Raw genomic sequence first — 13,136 nt, 5'->3', positions numbered from 1 at the left:
TCTGCCGGGGTCCGCCGTCTGGTGCGCGGCTGCGCGCGGCGCTCAGCGGATGAGGGCGAACCAGATCAGCAGCAGCGTGACGGCGAAGCCGGTGAACTGGTTGAGCCAGAGGAAGCGGTCCCAGCCGCGCGTCGCGGTCGCGGCATCCGCGTCGGAGACGTGGCGGTACGGCCAGACGGTGACCAGGTAGGGCAGGGCCAGGAGTGCGGCGAGGGGTCCGGGCCAGGCGGCGCCCAGCATGACCGCCCCCGCCAGCGCGTAGCCGGTGAGGGCGAGACGCACGGTGGCGCGCGCGCCGAAAGCCGTCGCGATCGAACCGATGCCGGCCTCGCGGTCGGCGACCACGTCCTGCACGGCACCGAACGCATGCGAGGCGACGCCCCACAGTGCGAACGCGAGGATCACGGCGCCGAGGTGCCAGGTCCACGTCGCGCCGGCCAGGACGAGGCCGTACACGGCGGGGGAGAAGAAGTGGATGCTGCTGGTCACCGAATCGGCGACGGGCCGCTCCTTCAGCCGCAGCGGCGGGGCGGAGTAGAAGACGACGAAGAAGAGGCTCGCGGCGAGCACCAGCGTCGATGCGATCGAGCCGACGATCACGAGATAGGCGACGAACGGCACGCACGACAGCCCCGCCGCCCACAGGGTGATCCGGTGGAAGCGACGGTCGAGCACGGCGCCGTGCGCCCCCCCCTTGCGGGGGTTGCGGAGGTCGGACTCGTAGTCGAAGACGTCGTTGATCCCGTACATCGCCAGGTTGTACGGGATGAGGAAGAAGATCGTGCCCACGACGAGCGTCGCATCGATCCGTCCCGTCGTGAGCAGCAGGGCGGCCGCGAACGGGTAGGCGGTGTTGATCCAACTGACCGGACGTGACGCGACGAGCAGTTGGCGCAGCGTCGCCCCGGCGCTCATCGGGACGCTCCCGCGTCTTGCGGCCGCGGAGAGCGCGGTCGGCGGAGCAGCTCCGCGACGGCGGGCACGGCGAACGCGGCGACGAGGGGATACGACAGGTCCTCGATGGGGGCGAGGCCGATGCGGATGCCGCTGATGAGCTCCTCCGGATACGTGAACAGGCCCGCGGCGATCATCAGGTTGTCGAACACCGCCGTGAGCAGCAGCAGGACGATCGCCGTGATCGCGCTCGCACGCAGACGCGCCCGGAATGCGGGACGCCGCGCGGTGGCGAGCACGGCCGCCGCGGCGACGACGGCGAACGGGAGCACGATGAGCGGGTAGGTCACGACGACCTCCGGGGATCGCGCGCGCCGGGGGGACGCCGTGTCTCGGGCGCGCCGCTGTGCGAACGGTCGGCGAACCGGCGGGCAGCGGCGTGGACGGTGAGCGCCAGGTAGCAGAGGAAGGCGAGGAACAGGGGCTCCTCGATCGGCAGGTGCGGGGCGAGGTCGACGCCCAGGAGGTAGGGGCTGTCTCCCTTGACGAAGACGCCGGTCGCGATGCCCACGGCATCCCACACCAGGAAGAACGCCGTCCCGACGACGATCGCGCCCGCATTGCGGGCACGGAGGCGGTCGTCGCCGTCGCCGCGGCGGGGCCAGAGCGCGAGGCGCAGGCGGGCGTCGAGCGCCATCACCCCGCCGATCGACACCAGGAGCACGAGCAGGTATGCGCCGGGCATGTCAGCGGTCGTCCTCAGGGGCGCGGCGTCGCGCGCCGACTCCCGAGGGCTCGGGCAGGCGCGCGGCACCGCGATCGCCGCGCAGCCGCTTGACGACGAGCTCGGCCGAGATGAGGCACATCGGCAGCCCGATGCCCGGGAGCACCGACGTGCCGGCGTAGAACAGGCCGCGCACCTTGCGCGAGGCGTTGCGCGGACGGAAGACCGCGCTCTGGCGGAGGGTGTGCGCGAGCCCCAGGGCGCCTCCGCGCCAGGCGCCCAGGTCGGCCTCGAAGTCGGCGGGCGCGATGGTGCGTCGCACCCGGATGCGCGCGGCGAGGTCGGGGATGCCGGTCCACGCCGCGATCTGGGCGATCACCCGGTCGGCCGCCTGCTCGATCGCCGGCGCGCCGGCCCCGTCCACGCCGCCACGGCCGAGCGAGGGGTCGGCAGGCATGGGGACGAGCACGAAGAGGTTCTCGGCGCCCGGCGGCGCGACGGTCGGATCCGTCGCGGAGGGGCGGCAGATGTACAGGGAGGCGGGGTCGGGGATGCGGGGGTCGGCGCCGAACACGTCGCCGAAGTTCTTCTCCCAGTCGCGGGCGAACAACAGCGTGTGGTGCGCGAGCTGCGGCAGCTCCCCGTCGACACCGAGCAGGAGCAGCAGCGCCCCGGGCCCCGGGTTGCGCCGGCGCCACCACCGTGGCGGGTAGGACTGGAGCGACGGCGGGAGCATGGTCGTCTCGGTCTCGTGGAGATCGGCGGAGGAGACGACGATATCGGCCTCTCGCACGGTGCCGTCGGAGAGGCGGATGCCGATCGCACGGGCATCCTGGGTGAGGATCTCGGCGACGGGCGAGGAGGTGTGCAGCACCGCGCCCTGTGCACGGGCGACCCGCGCGACCGCGGCGATGACCTCGGTGAAGCCGCCCTGCGGATACAGCACCCCCTCGTCGAGATCGAGGTGGCTCATCAGGTGGTACAGGCTGGGCGCGTCGAACGGTGACGAACCGAGGAACACGGCCGGGTAGCCGAGGATCTGACGCAGCACCGGATCGCGGAAACGACGGGCGACATGGTCGTCGAGCGACCGTGTCAGCAGCGGCGCCAGTCGTGGCAGCTGGCCGGCGACGGCCGGATCGCGCAGCCCCTTCGTGGAGGCGTACGTGTCGTAGAGGAATCGCGACACGGCGAGGTCGTAGGCGTCGGCGGCCGAGTCGAGGTACGCGTCGAGGCGGGCTCCCGCGCCGGGTTCCCGGCTCTCGAAGAGCTCCCGCGCCGCCTCGCGCCCCGAGACGACGTCGACGGCGGCGCTGGCGGCACCGGCATCCGGCTCGGGGTACACCCGGTAGGCCGGCGTCAGCGGCACCAGGTCGAGCTCGGCGGCGGCGCTCGTGCCGCACAGGCGGAAGAAGTGGTCGAAGACCTCCGGCATGAGGTACCAGCTGGGGCCGGTGTCGAAGCGGAAGCCGTCGCGCTCCCAGGAGCCGGCCCGCCCGCCCAGCGCGTCCCCGGCCTCGTGCAGCTCCACCTGCCACCCGTCGCGGGCGAGGAGGGCGGCGGTCGCGAGGCCGGAGATCCCGCCACCGATGACGAGGGCCGTGCGGGTCATGGAGTGCTCCGTTTCGGGGGGCGGCCGGCGAGCGCCCGGGCCGCGATGGTGGCCTTGACCGGTGCGGGGACGGACACACGGGCCGTGTCGTCGTCCTCGCGCAAGCGGTGCGCGAGCTCGGCGAACAGGCCGTGGGCGGTCGTCACGGCCCGCCGGCAGTCGGCGGGCAGGTCGGCGATCGCGGCGGCCGCGGCATCCAGGTCGGCGTCGATGCGGTCGAGGACGGCCGTGCGATCGCGGCGTCCGTCCTGCAGTCCGAGATAGTCCCGTCCCAGTCGGTTCTCGTCGTCGGTGCGGTCGCGGAGGAAGTTGACGTCCTGGAAGGCGGCGCCCAGGCGCCGGGCGCCGTCGACGAGGCCGGGGTCGGGAGCGAGCGGTGTCGCCCGCCCGGCGTTGACGAACACCTGCAGGCACATGAGGCCGACGACCTCGGCCGAGCCGTAGACGTACTCGTCGTGCGAGGCGTCGTCGTGCCGCGTGCGCGTGAGATCCGTCCGCATCGAGGCGAAGAACGGTCGCACCAGGTCGTGTCCGATGCCGCACTCCCGGGCGGCGAGGGCGAACGCGTGGACGATCAGGTTGGTGCTGAACCCCCGGGCGACGGCCGCGAGCGTCTCGGCCTCCAGCTCGTCGAGCAGGAGCCGCTGGGTCGGCGCGGGAAGGCCGGTCTGCTCGGCGGCGCCGTCGACCACCTCATCGGCGACGCGCACGAGCGCGTAGATGCTGCGCACGTGTGTGCGCACGCGGGGGCCGAGCAGGCGGCAGGCGAGCGCGAAGGACGTGGAGTACGCGGCGATGACCGTGGCCGCCGCCTCCTGCGCGCAGCGGTCGTACAGGGAGCCGCCGGCCGCGGGGGCGCCGCTCACGGGATGCGCCCTTCGATCGCGTTCGCGACCTCCGCCAGCAGCGTCACCGCGGCCGGGGGCAGCGCCGGGGAGGCCGATCGGCTCCGCGCTCGGCGCAGCCGGTCGTCGATGAGGGCGACCAGGTGGTCGCGTGCCCCGCTCGCCTCGAGCTCGCGCTGGGCGCGCCGCACGGCGATCGGCCCGGTGTGCGCGACGGCCAGCGCGGAGCTGACCCGGGGCCAGGCCGCCGTGTCGCGGGCGAGGGCGATGAGGGGCGTGCGCTTCGCCTCGCGGAGGTCGGCGCCCGGATCGCGCCCGGCCTGGCTGCGGGAGCCGAACGTGCCGATGAGGTCGTCGACGAGCTGGAACGCGAGACCCAGGTCGGCTGCGGCCAGCGACAGCCGGGAGCGGGCCTCGGCCGGTGCTCCCGCCATGATGGCTCCGGCGAGCAGCGGCGCCTCGAAGGAGTAGGCGGCGGTCTTGTCGTGCGCCGCCCCCAGAAGGGCATCGGTGTCGGGGTAGTCGGCGCGCGCGCCGTGCTCGACGTCGGCGAGCTCACCGGAGGCCGAGACGAGGATCGCGTCGTCGATGATCTCCAGCAGGGCGTGCCGTGTGGTCTCGTCGACGTCGCAGCAGGCGACGAGGCGGGCGGCCTCGAACAGCAGCAGGTCGCCGGCGAGCACGGCGGCGGCATCGCCCACGATGGCGGCCTGCTCGGGCCCGGCACCGAACGCCTGGGCTCGGGTCCGGAAGCGTCCGGCGACGTTGGGGATGCCGCGGCGCTCGAGATCGCGATCGATGAGGTCGTCGTGCACGACGAATGCCGTGTGCAGCAGCTCGAGCGCGGCCGCGACGTCCCACAGTGCCGTGGTGTCGTCGTCGCGACCTCCGCCGAAGGCGCGGTAGGAGGCGACGACGAGAGCCGGGCGCAGCCGCTTGCCGTCGGCGGCGGCCGCGGCGGTCGCGGCGGTGAGGGCCTTCGCGCCGTCTCCGAGCGGAGCGGCGCGGCGTTGCAGCCGGCTCAGGGCGCGCTCGATCGCGGCGTCGACGCTGATGCGCGCGTCATCGTCGAGCAACGCGATCACGACGCGCTCCGCACCGTCGCGGGCTCGAAGACGCCGAGCTGCTCGGCTTGCAGGACGAGCCAGGGGCTGAACGCCCAGGGGGTGGCGCGCAACGACACGGCGAGATCGGCCGGATCGACCCAGCGCGCTTCGGCCACCTCGCGCGGGTTGAGCCGCGGCTCGTCGTCGACGAGTGCCGTGTACACCGGGCAGATCTCGTGCTCGACGATGCCGCTCGCGTCGACCGCGCGGTAGCGGAACAGGGGGAGGGCGAGCCGCACGTCGCGCAGGGTCAGACCCAGCTCGTGCTCGGCGCGGCGGTGCACGGCATCCATCACCGGCTCCGCGGGACGCGGGTGCCCGCAGAAGGAGTTGCTCCACACTCCGGGCCAGGTCAGCTTGTCGAGGGCGCGGCGGGTCACGAGCGTCTCGCCGCGGGAGTTGTAGACGTGGCAGGAGAAGGCGAGGTGCAGAGCCGTGTCGGTGCCGTGCACGCTGGCCTTCGGCGCCGTGCCGATCTCGTCCCCGTTGTCGTCGAGCAGGACCACGTATTCTGTCGGGGACACGATCTTCTCCTTATTGCTAGTTTAGCTAGCGATTTTAAGGGATACTACCTTTCGAGTGAGGGGGGTGTCCAGCGTGACAGACCGGTGGATCCCGACGACGCAGCGCGACGAACTCGTCCGCGACGCGTTGGTCGCCGTGCGCTCCTTCAGCGATTCTATGGATCGGCTGCACGGCGTGCTGCGTTCCGACATGGACATGAACGGGTCCGATCTCGCGGCCCTGCGCATGCTCATCGTGCGCGAGCAGCGCGGCGAATGGGTCTCGCCCCACGAGATCGCGAAGCACCTCGCGATCTCCACGGCATCCACGACGAAGCTGCTCGACCGGCTGAGCGAGCGGGGACACATCGAGCGGCGTCCCCACCCCGCCGATCGACGGGCGCGCATCGTCGTGCTCACCGAGCGCGCGCGCAGCGAGTTCTCCCGCCACCTCGGGCAGCGCATGGCGAAGATGCGCGACGTCATGGACGGCTACAGCGACGAGGAGCTCCGTGCGATCGCGCGTTTCCTCGAGGACATGGACGACGCGCTCGTCGAGTGAACGGCCGCGGGTCGGCGCACGCGAAGAAGGCGCCCCCGGATCGGGGACGCCTTCTTCGTGACCGCGTGACACACGCGATATTGGTTGCGGGGACAGGATTTGAACCTGCGACCTCTGGGTTATGAGCCCAGCGAGCTACCGAGCTGCTCCACCCCGCGGCACAAGGAATAGCCTAACACGGGTTCGGAGTGCCGGTGTACACGGGGCGCTCCTCGCCACGCGAACCGGGCGTTGCCGAAGGTCCATGCCGCGGGGGAGGATGGGGTCGTGACCTCACCCTCCCGTTCGTGCCCCGCTGCGTGCCCGGCGGCGCCGGAGGGGAGTCGGGTATGAGAGCGGATGCCGTGGGCGTCGCGGTGGCGCAGTTCGCGCCCACCGCCGACAAGGCCGACAACCTGCGCGTGATCGACGAGCTCGCCGCCGCCGCCTCCGCGCGGGGCGCGGCGGTCGTGGCGTTCCCGGAGTACGCGAGCTACTTCGTCGATCCGTTCGATGCCTCGCTCGCCGAGAACGCGGAGTCGCTCGACGGGCCCTTCGTGACCGAGCTCACGGCGATCGCCGCCCGACACGGCCTCGTCGTCACGGCCGGCCTGGTCGAACGGGGCGAGGCCGGGCGTGTGCGCAACGCGGTCGTGGCCGTCGATGCCGGCGGCATCCTCGCCGTCTCCCACAAGCTGCACCTGTACGACGCGTTCGGCCAGCGGGAGTCGGACTGGGTCGAACCGGGGGCCATCGGCGCTCCGGAGACCTTCGAGGTGCGCGGGCTGACCGTGGCGCTGATGACCTGCTACGACCTGCGCTTTCCCGAAGTGGCGCGTGTGCTCGCCGATGCGGGCGCCCACGTGGTGCTCGTGGCGGCCGAGTGGGTGCGCGGGCCCCTCAAGGAGCACCACTGGCGGACGCTCCTGCACGCGCGGGCGATCGAGAACACGCTGTACGTCGCGGGTGCCGACCACCCGCCGCCGCTGGGGGTGGGTGCATCGGTGGTCGTGGATCCGCAGGGCGTGGAGATCGCAGGCGTCGGAACCGCCAGCGACGTGGCGGTCGGCTTCGCCGACGTCGGCACGATCGAGCGCATCCGGCGGGTCAATCCCGCGCTCGCGCTGCGGCGCTTCGACGTCGCACCGCGCTGACACGACGCCGACACCGCGCCGTGCACGAGGAGCACGAGAGGGTCTCGACCGCCCGCGCTCAGCGGCCCGGTGACGGCGCCATCGCGGCGAGCCGGGCGCTCGCCTCCTCGATGACCTCCGTGCGCTTGCAGGCGGCGAAGCGGACGAGGGTGGCGTAGTCGGCACGGTGCGACGCGCTCGCGAAGGCCGTGAGCGGGATGGCCACGACCCCGGCGCGGGCGGGCAGCTCGCGGCAGAACTGCGCCGCATCGGTGCCGGGACTCAGCAGCGGTGCCGCGTCGGCGACGGTGAAGTAGGAGCCGGCCGGTTCGGACACCGTGAAGCCGGCGGCATCCAGCCCCGCCGCGAGCAGGTCGCGCTTGGTGCGCAGCGTCGATGCGATGCCGGTGAAAAAGTCGTCCGGGAGGGCGAGGCCGGTGGCGATCGCGTGCTGGAAGGGTGTGCCGTTCACATACGTGAGGAACTGCTTGACCGCGAGGACGGCGTCGATCAGCGCCGCGGGCCCCGACACCCATCCGATCTTCCACCCCGTGGTGGAGAAGGTCTTGCCCGCCGACGAGATCGTGAGCGTGCGTTCCGCAGCGCCGGGCAGCGTCGCGATCGGCTCGTGCCGGGCGTCGAACACGAGATGCTCGTAGACCTCGTCGGTGACGATGACGGCGTCGTGACGTTCGGCCAGGCGCACGATCTCCGCGCGGACCTCCGGCGCGAAGACCGCCCCGGTGGGATTGTGGGGGTCGTTGACGAGGATGATCCGGGTGCGGTCGGTGACGGCGGCTGCGAGCCGGTCGAGATCCGGCTGGAACCGCGGCCACGCCAGCGGCACCGTCACCAGCCGGGCGCCGGCCAGGGCGACGCACGCCGCGTAGGAGTCGTAGTAGGGCTCGAAGACGACGACCTCGTCGTCGGGGGAGTCGATGAGGGCGAGCAGAGCGGCCGCCAGTGCCTCGGTCGCCCCGGCTGTCACGAGGATCTCGCGCTCGGGATCGAGCTCTCGTCCGTAGAAGCGCCGTTGATGCGCCGCGATCGCGGTGAGCAGCGCCGGCACGCCGCGACCGGGGGCGTATTGGTTGAACCCGGCCGCGATCGCGTCGCGCGCCGCGTCGAGGACGGCACGAGGACCGTCCTCGTCGGGAAAGCCCTGCCCGAGGTTGATGGCGCCGGTGCGTGCGGCGAGGCCGCTCATCTCGGCGAAGATCGTCGGCGCCGCGACACCGTCCGACGACAGCAGTCCCGCGCCCTGTGCGGTACGGCGCCACGCGCCCGGAATCTCTCGCATCGCGCTCAGGCTACATGCATAGGCTCAGCGGGGTGCGGACATAAGCAACACACAGAATCGCGCGACATCCTGATCAGGACTTGGGAAGAAGGAAGCACCAATGAGCGAGAACACCCCCTCGAACACCGACCCGCAGGACGCCGCCGCGCAGGGCTACGACGCCGCCGCGCAGGGCTCCGAGACGCCCGCCGTCGCCGAGACCCCCGCCGCCGCGGAGACCCCGGCCGCCCCCGAGAACGTCGCGAACGCCGGGGACGCGCCGCAGCGCCCGCCGCTGCCGGAGCAGCCCGCGACCCAGGCGGCACAGGCGCCGGCCGTCGCGCCTACCGGCTACTCCTCGAACGCGCCGTACACCGCGCCGACCGTCCCGTCGTCGGCGCAGCCGTCGCCGTACGGGGCGCCCGCCTACACGGGTGCGGCCTTCGGTGCGCAGCCGACCATGCCGTACGGCGCGACCGCGACCGCCGAGCCGGCGGCACCCGCCGCGCGCATCGGTGCCGGCAAGATCGTCGGCATCATGGTCGCCGCCGCCCTCGTGGGCGGAGCGGCCGGAATCGGCGGCGCCGCTGCCGGCGCGTCGCTGTTCCCGCAGTCGCAGACGGTCATCAGCGGCGCGCCCGCGGCCGTCACGGTCAACAACACCTCGTCGGTGAACCAGACGACCGCCATCGCGGCCAAGGTGGTCCCGAGCGTCGTGACGATCTCGGCCACGTCGGGCTCGTCGGGCGGAACCGGCTCGGGTGTGGTGCTGACCGCCGACGGCTACGTCGTGACGAACACCCACGTCGTCACCCTCGACGGCCAGACCGCCGACGCCACGCTCTCGGTGACCACCTCCGATGGAAAGGTCTACGCCGCGACGATCGTCGGGACCGACCCCACGTACGATCTCGCGGTGATCAAGCTGACCGATGCATCCGGCCTGACCCCGATCGATTTCGGCGACTCGTCGAACCTCAACGTCGGCGACCAGACGGTCGCGGTCGGCGCGCCGCTCGGTCTGTCCAACACCGTGACCACGGGTATCGTGAGCGCGCTGAACCGCTCGATCCAGATCGCCTCGTCGGCGGCTCCGGAGGGCGACACGCAGGAGCAGACGCCGCAGCAGGGCGAGAACGGCTCGCCGTTCCAGTTCGACTTCGGCCAGGGCCAGCAGACCACGGCGACGAGCTCGATCTCGATCGCGGTGATCCAGACGGATGCCGCGATCAACCCCGGCAACTCCGGCGGTGCCCTGGTCGACGGTGAGGGCAAGCTCATCGGCATCAACGTCGCCATCGCGTCGGCGGGAGGTTCCAGCTCGAGCGGCCAGTCGGGCTCGATCGGCGTCGGCTTCTCGATCCCGTCCAACATCGTCAAGCGCGTGACCGACGAGCTGATCAAGGACGGCAAGGCCACGCACGGTCTGCTCGGCGCCGGTGTCCGCGACGCGGCCACGCAGGAGGGCGCGACCACCGCGGGTGCCTACATCGCGGAGGTCACCTCGGGCGGTGCGGCGGCCAACGCCGGGCTGCAGAAGGGCGACGTGGTGACGTCGTTCAACGGGTTCCCGATCACCGACGCGACCGACCTCACCGCGCAGGTGCGCGCGCTCGCGGCGGGTTCGAAGGCCACGATCGTGTACGAGCGCAACGGCAAGACGGCCTCCGCAGAGGTCACGCTCGGGGAGCTGCAGCCGTAAGCACGCCCTCAGGCTCGGACGCCACCCCGCGATAGGCTCGCGGGGTGGCGTCCTTCTCGTTCGGCGTCGGCAATGCCCGCAAGCTCCTGCGCGTGCCGATGTACGTCGGCGGGCGCCTTGCGACCATGCTGATCCCGCGCTCGCGCGACCGGTGGGTCTTCGGGTGCGCGTGGGGCGTCGGCGACGGCGCATGGGCGCTCTGGGAGCACGCTCGCGGCGAGGGCGTGCGCGCGGTCTGGCTGACCGGTTCCGTCCGCGACGACCTGCAGGCGCAGGCACGCGGCATCCCGTGGACGCGCAAAGGGTCGCTGCGCGGGTTCTGGGCGACGGCGCGTGCCGGGGTCATCGTGATCACCCACGGCTTCGGCGATGTCAACCGCTACGCCGCGACCGGCGGCGTGATCGTGCAGCTGTGGCACGGCATCCCGTTGAAGCGTCTGGGACTGGACGCACCCGTGACGATGCAGGTGACCGCCCGCCGTCTCCCGGCGCTCGTCCAGCGGATCCTCACACGGGTGGTGACCGCGGCGTACCGCCGCGCGCAGTCGCGCATCCGCGTGCTGCCGGCCGCCTCCCAGCTCGTGCGGGGCCGCCTGGAGTCCGCCTTCGGGCTCCCGTCGACGCGTGTGCCCGTGACGGGGGAGCCGCGCACCGATGTGCTCTTCGCCGGCGACGCCGACGAGCGGCGTGCGCGCGCCCGCACCGCCGTCGCGGAGGCGACCGGTGCGCTCGGGACGGCGAGGCTGATCCTCTACGCGCCGACCTGGCGCGACGGCGCCCCCGATCCCGCCGTCCCGACGCCCGCCGAGGCGGATCGCCTTCGCGCCCTGCTCACCGAGTCGGACGCCGTGCTCCTGATCCGGTCGCACCCGCACGGCGCCGGCGCCTACGCGCGTCACGCCGGGGAGCGCATCCGTCTTCTCGGAGCCGACCTCGTCGCCGAGGTCACGCCTCTGCTGCCGGCGATCGACGTGCTGATCACGGACTACTCGTCCATCGTCTTCGACGCGGCGCTCGTCCCCGTGCCCGCGGTCTTCCTCACCCCGGACCTCGCCGCCTACGCCCGGACGCGCGGCTTCTACGGCACCTTCCGCGACGTGGCGGGGGAGGCCCCCGCCACGACCTGGGACGAGGCGATCGCCCAGACGCGCGCGGTCCTCACCGATCCCGCCGAGCACGCGCGGCGTGTGGCGGCGGCCCGCGCGCTGAGCGCGCGCGTGCACGACGTCGCCGACGGTGGCGGCAGCGCCCGCGTGTTCCGGGCGATTCAGGCGGCGCTCGCCGCGGAGAGGCGATCATGACGATCACCGCGTCGATCCGCCACGGCGAGGCGGGCCCCGAGCTCGTCCTGCAGGGTGAGGGGACGCTGCCCGACGCCGCCGTGCTCGCCGGTCGGCGTGCGCGGGTGGACGGGAGTCCCGCCGCCGACGGCACCGGGGGGTGGACCGCGGCGCTGCCCCTGCGTTCGGCGCGCGGCGGCGAGCGCGAGCTGCCGCTGCCGACCGGCGACTACCGCCTCCGCCTCGACGGCGCCGACGCCGGCGAGGTGGCCGCGGCATCCATCGCCGACACCATGACCTCGACGATGCGTGTCGCCCTCCGCGACGGGACGCTCACGGTGCGTCCGCCGATCGACGCCGCGTACGACTCGGCCGAAGCGCAGGCCGCTCTCGAGCGCCGATATGCGACGCGCCCGGGGGGCGAGCTGGAGAACGCCGTCTTCTTCGAGAGCTTCTACGGGCGCATCGCCGGGTGCAATCCGCGGGCGATCGACCGTGAGCTCGCACGTGCGGCTCCCGGGGTGATCCGCTACTGGAGCGTCGTCGACCTCTCGGTGGCGGTGCCAGACGGCGCGGTGGCCGTGGTCGAGGGCAGCCCGCAGTGGTGGCGCGCGCGAGCGTCGGCGCGTCTGCTCGTGGTCAACGACTGGCTGCGGCGACGCTACGTGCGCCGTCCCGGCCAACGCGTGCTGCAGACCTGGCACGGCACGCCCCTCAAGCGCCTCGCCCTGCACCGACCGGGCTTCGACCTGCGGCGGATGCTCGCGGTGGTGCGCGAGAGTCGCCGCTGGGACGTGCTGCTCGCCCAGAACGAGTACGGCGCGCGTACGCTGCGCGCGGCCTACGCGTTCCTGCGTCGTCCGATCTGGGTGGAGGGGTATCCCCGTAACGACGAGCTGTCGGCAGGCACCGGGAGCAGGCAACAGGAGATCCGGTCGCTGCTCGGCATCGGCGCCGCGGAACACGTGCTCCTCTACGCACCCACGTGGCGAGACGACCGCGAACAGATCGTCGACTTCCTGGACCTGCCGGCGTTCGCCGAGGCCACCGGTTCGGTGGTGCTGGTGCGCGGTCATTCGCGGACGCTGCTGCCGGGGGTGGACCTCACCGTCGATGCGCCCGGACCGCGGGTCATCGACGTCACGGGTCACTCCGACACGTCCGAGCTGCTGATGATCGCCGATGCGCTCATCACGGACTACTCGTCCGTGATGTTCGATTTCACCGCCACCGGCAAGCCGATCTTCTTCTTCACCCCCGACCTCGAGCATTACCGCGGGCGGCTGCGCGGCTTCTACTTCGATCTCGCGGCGCACGCGCCCGGGCCTCTGGCGACGACCCAGGAGGAGCTGACGCGCCTGGTCGCCGATGAGACGGTGCAGGAGCGGTTCGCGGGCCGGTATGCGACCTGGCGCGCCCGCGTCAACGCCCGCGACGACGGGCGTGCGGCCGAACGGGTCGTCGCCCGGATCCTCGACCAGAGGTTCGTCGACCGGGACTGATCGGGCCGGCACGTG

General features: G+C 72.7%; 13 protein-coding genes and 1 tRNA gene. 5 read left to right on the top strand and 9 right to left on the bottom strand.

Annotated features, from left to right (window positions below; genetic code table 11):
• Positions 1-42: 42 nt before the first annotated feature.
• Genes KY498_RS04620 through idi form a run of 7 tightly spaced genes read right to left on the bottom strand, consistent with a single transcriptional unit; the run spans position 43 to position 5,705 of the window.
• Positions 43-915 (bottom strand): prenyltransferase, encoded by an 873-nt coding sequence (locus tag KY498_RS04620; RefSeq protein ID WP_191008425.1) that lies wholly within the window; start codon positions 913-915, stop codon positions 43-45.
• Positions 912-1,244 (bottom strand): lycopene cyclase domain-containing protein, encoded by a 333-nt coding sequence (locus KY498_RS04615; protein ID WP_191008426.1) that lies wholly within the window; start codon positions 1,242-1,244, stop codon positions 912-914. Before KY498_RS04615 ends, KY498_RS04620 begins: the two co-directional genes overlap by 4 nt.
• The gene (locus tag KY498_RS04610) at positions 1,241-1,639 is read right to left on the bottom strand and encodes a lycopene cyclase domain-containing protein (RefSeq protein WP_191008427.1); all 399 of its coding nucleotides are present in this window, start codon (positions 1,637-1,639) and stop codon (positions 1,241-1,243) included. Before KY498_RS04610 ends, KY498_RS04615 begins: the two co-directional genes overlap by 4 nt.
• Before the next feature lies 1 nt (position 1,640).
• Complete coding sequence (crtI, locus tag KY498_RS04605) at positions 1,641-3,230, bottom strand: phytoene desaturase family protein (RefSeq protein ID WP_191008428.1); 1,590 nt, start codon at positions 3,228-3,230, stop codon at positions 1,641-1,643.
• Complete coding sequence (locus tag KY498_RS04600) at positions 3,227-4,096, bottom strand: squalene/phytoene synthase family protein (protein WP_191008429.1); 870 nt, start codon at positions 4,094-4,096, stop codon at positions 3,227-3,229. Before KY498_RS04600 ends, crtI begins: the two co-directional genes overlap by 4 nt.
• Positions 4,093-5,160 (bottom strand): polyprenyl synthetase family protein, encoded by a 1,068-nt coding sequence (locus KY498_RS04595; protein ID WP_191008430.1) that lies wholly within the window; start codon positions 5,158-5,160, stop codon positions 4,093-4,095. Before KY498_RS04595 ends, KY498_RS04600 begins: the two co-directional genes overlap by 4 nt.
• Positions 5,157-5,705, bottom strand: coding sequence for an isopentenyl-diphosphate Delta-isomerase (gene idi / locus KY498_RS04590; protein ID WP_060960188.1), 549 nt, complete (start codon positions 5,703-5,705; stop codon positions 5,157-5,159). Before idi ends, KY498_RS04595 begins: the two co-directional genes overlap by 4 nt.
• Positions 5,706-5,769: 64 nt before the next feature.
• On the opposite strand from idi, the gene KY498_RS04585 reads away from it, so the two are divergent.
• Positions 5,770-6,246 (top strand): MarR family winged helix-turn-helix transcriptional regulator, encoded by a 477-nt coding sequence (locus tag KY498_RS04585; protein ID WP_223848911.1) that lies wholly within the window; start codon positions 5,770-5,772, stop codon positions 6,244-6,246.
• 81 nt (positions 6,247-6,327) lie between these two features.
• Here KY498_RS04585 and KY498_RS04580 read toward each other — a convergent pair.
• Positions 6,328-6,404, bottom strand: a tRNA-Met gene (locus tag KY498_RS04580).
• 171 nt (positions 6,405-6,575) lie between these two features.
• Between KY498_RS04580 and KY498_RS04575 the strand changes: the two genes are divergently transcribed.
• On the top strand, positions 6,576-7,379 hold the full coding sequence (locus KY498_RS04575; RefSeq protein WP_191008431.1) for a carbon-nitrogen hydrolase family protein: 804 nt from the start codon (positions 6,576-6,578) through the stop codon (positions 7,377-7,379).
• A 58-nt stretch (positions 7,380-7,437) separates the two neighbouring features.
• On the opposite strand, the gene KY498_RS04570 is transcribed toward KY498_RS04575, so the two are convergent.
• Positions 7,438-8,658 carry an aminotransferase class I/II-fold pyridoxal phosphate-dependent enzyme gene (locus KY498_RS04570; protein WP_191008432.1) on the bottom strand — a complete coding sequence of 407 codons (1,221 nt, stop codon included), beginning with the start codon at positions 8,656-8,658 and terminating at the stop codon, positions 7,438-7,440.
• A 100-nt stretch (positions 8,659-8,758) separates the two neighbouring features.
• On the opposite strand from KY498_RS04570, the gene KY498_RS04565 reads away from it, so the two are divergent.
• From KY498_RS04565 to KY498_RS04555, 3 genes are read left to right on the top strand one after another with little or no spacing between them, the layout of a single operon-like run.
• A complete protein-coding gene (locus KY498_RS04565; protein WP_191008433.1) occupies positions 8,759-10,339 on the top strand; it encodes a S1C family serine protease in 1,581 nt (526 codons plus the stop codon).
• Positions 10,340-10,383: 44 nt separating this feature from the next.
• Entirely contained in the window at positions 10,384-11,640 is a 1,257-nt protein-coding gene (locus tag KY498_RS04560; RefSeq protein WP_219879548.1) for a CDP-glycerol glycerophosphotransferase family protein, read from the top strand.
• The gene (locus KY498_RS04555; RefSeq protein ID WP_191008435.1) at positions 11,637-13,121 is read left to right on the top strand and encodes a CDP-glycerol glycerophosphotransferase family protein; all 1,485 of its coding nucleotides are present in this window, start codon (positions 11,637-11,639) and stop codon (positions 13,119-13,121) included. The genes KY498_RS04560 and KY498_RS04555 overlap by 4 nt, the downstream gene beginning before the upstream one ends.
• Positions 13,122-13,136 lie beyond the last annotated feature (15 nt).

Source organism: Microbacterium sp. PAMC21962 (assembly GCF_019443465.1).
Lineage (GTDB): Bacteria > Actinomycetota > Actinomycetes > Actinomycetales > Microbacteriaceae > Microbacterium > Microbacterium hominis.
Note: the sequence above shows the minus strand (reverse complement) of the source record. Positions and strands in the feature narration are given on the sequence as shown.